This is a genomic window from Chitinophagales bacterium (assembly GCA_020636495.1).
Classification (GTDB): Bacteria; Bacteroidota; Bacteroidia; order Chitinophagales; family Chitinophagaceae; genus UBA5543.
On the sequence record JACJXQ010000016.1, the window covers coordinates 1 to 4,081 of the forward strand.

Here is a 4,081-nt window from a genome sequence, read left to right on the forward strand (position 1 = left end):
TCCATTCGCATCTAATGAATATTGGAGCAGTTTGTTATCAGGATAATATCGAAAAACTTGTATACCCTTACCGGGTATAATTTTACTTTCTACTCTATGCCCCAAATCATAAGTATACAAGTATTGACTCCCATTAGGGTCCGTAATACTCGCCAAGTCGCCATGGTTATCATAGCTAAAAATTGTCATGCCGCCTTCAGCATTGCGAAACTTGCCCTGCCTATCAATGAAATCGGTTAGAATATCTGACGAATTCCCTTTTTCATCTATGGTTGTCACTTTGTAGTAGTTATCCTCGCTACTGTATTGTTGTTCTACATGATTGCCATCCGGGAAAATTGACCGGTATATCCTGTTTAATGGAGACTGCTCATACAAATAATCGGTATAGGTGCCTACCTGATAGGTTTCCCTGGCAATACGGCCTGCATCATCATAAAATATTTCCTGCTTGGGTACCCCATTATGCAATTGTTTGATCAACCGGCCCAAGCCGTCAAATTCTTCTTCAACGATTTGAGTAGGCGCATCAGAGTAGGTTGTTGTACTTGTGATTCGGTTAGGCGCCCCGTAGTCATAGGTATATGTTGAAGCCACATTGCCCCCGCGAGCCGTACTCACTCCTAAACGTTGAAATCCATCATATACATAATTTACTTCCTGGCCGTCAATATCCGTAAACTTTTCTAACAGCCGGGAATTTGCATAGTATTTCCATTTCGGGCGCCAATCTTTATATTTCTTTCCTACTAATAAACCTCTATCCCAGTAATATGACTCTGCTTCTTCCAATTCAGTTCGGGTTACCGTAGTTGGGAAGGCTTTGCTATCATATGCATTAACCACGGCCCTAAGATCCCAATCTCCCTCCCAAATATAATACTTATATGGCAGGCATTTGCCCCCAAAGGAACTGTACTCTAGTTTTGCTCCGCCCGCTGGGGTTCCATTAATATTATTCTTAATTTCCACGGGAATACCTATCATATATTTATCCACCAAACAGGCAGAATGGCTGGCGGCCATAGCATAAATGTACTCCGTCCGGTGAAGATTTCCGTCGCTATTGACAAACGACTCTGCTATCGGGTTTGTAGGTTTGCCATCAATAGTATACTCGTAAGTAGTCGTCTTTATAGCCCCATCCATGCTTGATTCAGTGGACTGTAGTTGTATCCATTCGGAAATGACTTTGTAAAATATTACACCATATTGGGCCAATTCCTGGTAGTTAACAATATATTCTCCTGGTTCAGCGCTATAACATATTAAATATAAAGTGTCACAGTCATCGCCTTCCAAAAAGGTGACCGGTGTCCCAAAAACTTCTCCTAAATGGCATAATAATATCCACTCATCTTCCGGCGTCTCATCACATTGAACGCCTAAAGGCTGAGGACAAGGATATTGGTCAAGCGCTTTATACACCATGAGGGCATTTACATTCCCTTTGGGGATAAACCCGTATTGGTTAATTGTATGGCCTACCTCTTCATCATCGCTGGTAAATACTCTTGATTCCAACAGTAACCCGGATTTCCAGCTCATGTCAACATAGGCTGCATCAAAAAGCATGTCTATCGAAGAGGGGGGCAGAGTCAAGTCCAAGCCAGCCCCGGCTAAAGGCAATATAGGAGCTGGGGCAGGCCGAATATCTGGCACAATGAGAAATTTGTTATATGTTTTACCGAACTCACCATCTTCCCCTGTCATTTCCCATACCTCACTATATTGCACCTCATCTCCTGCTGTATTAGTAAGGTGTTGGAAACTGCTGGATTGCAGCACATTATTGACCGCCATATAATAATTATCACATATGTCGTGCATTAAGGCGCTGGGATAACAAAAGCCTTCACACCTTAACACCTGTTTTTCAGTATAGGCATACCGGGGCATCTTGCCAACTCTAACCCCACTTGAAGTATCTGAGCAACCAGAATTTGATTTGGTATATTTATATTTCCTGATAGTTTTATTCCCATTGTTATCATCTGTGGCCACCAACGCAATCCTAATCCCTCCGTAGGGCTCGTTGGCCACTTCTTCGGTTCCTGTTATTGTTTGATAATGGACTGTTATCAATGCTTCTTCTCCATCCAGGTAATCATCCGGGTTATATGGGTTGGAGCACCCCGCAGGTAAACCATGGCTAACACTCGCTATCACCTCATAATCTCCAGGCAATAAGTACACTGGAATATTACCAGCCAGGGTATTGGGGCACCCATTACCAACATACCCTCTTGAAAATACTACGCTATTATTAGCGGTATTTACTATTTTTACTCCCGCAGCATCATAAGGCGCTGTCATTTTAACCTCAAAATCCACTACCACCTGCTGCCAAAAAGCAATAGACAATGGCTCTGTTGTTTCATAAGGATTAGGAGGGTTGTTGGCAGGATGGTTCCAAAGAGCAGTAGCAGTTACTGTCGCATCTCCAATAATACTTTGAGTGGCGCAAACGCCTATTTCATTCCCCTCGTATACAAATTCCTTACTGGCCCCTGTGGGAAAAAATATCTTTTTCAAAGATCCATAATAACTCTTTTCAGGGTTTGGAGAACGGTCAGCCCCCACTAGATACTGGTCCGTATTTAAAGATTCCAATCCTGGGGTAAAGTATTGGTAATTATTAGCCCCATTATAGTAACCCCAATGGTCTTGTGAAAAGGATAGCCGGGGGGGTAGGTTTTCGCCATTATAATATTCAAAGTGGTAAGGCGGCTTCGACACACCCGCTTCGCCAGATTCAATAATATCTGTTAAATACATTCGATATTTTGACGCCTCGTTATTGGAATAGCTTGTTTGGCTGGAATGCCAAAAATCTTGTACGAAGTCAAATTTCCGGAGAATTGCCCCTGATGCGCCTCGAACCTCGATTCTGTCCAGCCTGTTTGACCCTGTAAGCGTACCAAGGTCAAGCCGTGAGCCACTACTCACAAAAGCCACTGAAAAATAATATCCTGACGTAGAGGAAATAGAAGCTAGGCGCCATCCCCTGTCTCTTTTACTAGTGATAGAACGCCGGTTTTCATAGCTTGAATAAGAAATACCGGGGCAGCAGCTGGCCTCAACTATACTCTGAGGCACAATATGTTTTTCGAAGTAGTTTAGCTCATATTCCTGGGTGAAACTTTGATAGATAAAGTTGACAACCTCTCCTGTATTAGGGTTTTCTATTTTTGACAAATGCCATGCTGTGGGAACCTCAACGTATTCTCCCTGAGGAGGAGGGGTTGGGTTCGGCCCTCCTGACAGAGTCGTCGATTTATCAATATAACCGCGCTCACCAAACGTGTAAATTAGCCCATCAGGCGTTGTGGCCTTAAATGTTGGCCCATATAAAAATCCCCCTACAACTTCAATCTTTATATCACTGTATGGAATTGTTACAATTTCACCATCATTCCCGAATACAAATTTACCACTATGCCCGTTGAAGCTGTATGAAAAGACATCGGGTTCACTATCGTAGTTAAGCGTTTCAGCCGCGTTCTCGATAAATTCAATTGAGGCTGGATCAACAGAAAATTCTCCTGGGGCTTGCCCCCCCACATTTAGAAAGCCAAATGATGCTTCATCGGGGACTCCCTTTACTGTCCTGGATATCATTCCTCCTGCAAACAGAGACCACCCTAAGCCAACCCAGGATGAGACTTCATCTACTTTAACCCCCTTTCCCTGATAACTCACTGAAATAGGGACACTGATGCCATTAGCCTCCAATGTATATAATGGAATTGAAACACCCGGGGTACCAGTATGGAGACTAACCGGCACATCAATGTAACCAGAAATCGCGGATGCGGTGGGCGTAGGAGGCAAAAGGCTTGCCGTGGGGTCGTCAATAGAAGCCTGAGCTAGTGCCCCCTTAATAGAAATAAACAAAAAGCTAAGCAAAAAAATAAGACAAAGAGTCCTGCTTAACTTGGTTGGCATAGCCTTCATTTTGTCTGATTTTGGCGTCATGATCCTGTGTGTTTTTTCAGGGTTATTTCTTTGCAAAACGATATCACCTCCAAGCCTGGCAAGTGGCTTGACTGTATTTGCAGTGTTCAATTGTCTTTCCGGC

1 protein-coding gene is annotated in these 4,081 nt (G+C 43.4%); it reads right to left on the minus strand.

Translation table 11 applies throughout. From position 1 onward, the window contains the following. Positions 1–4,081, minus strand: a 4,081-nt coding sequence (locus H6550_16590) for an RHS repeat protein (GenBank protein ID MCB9047755.1), incomplete at both ends; no start/stop codon positions are given.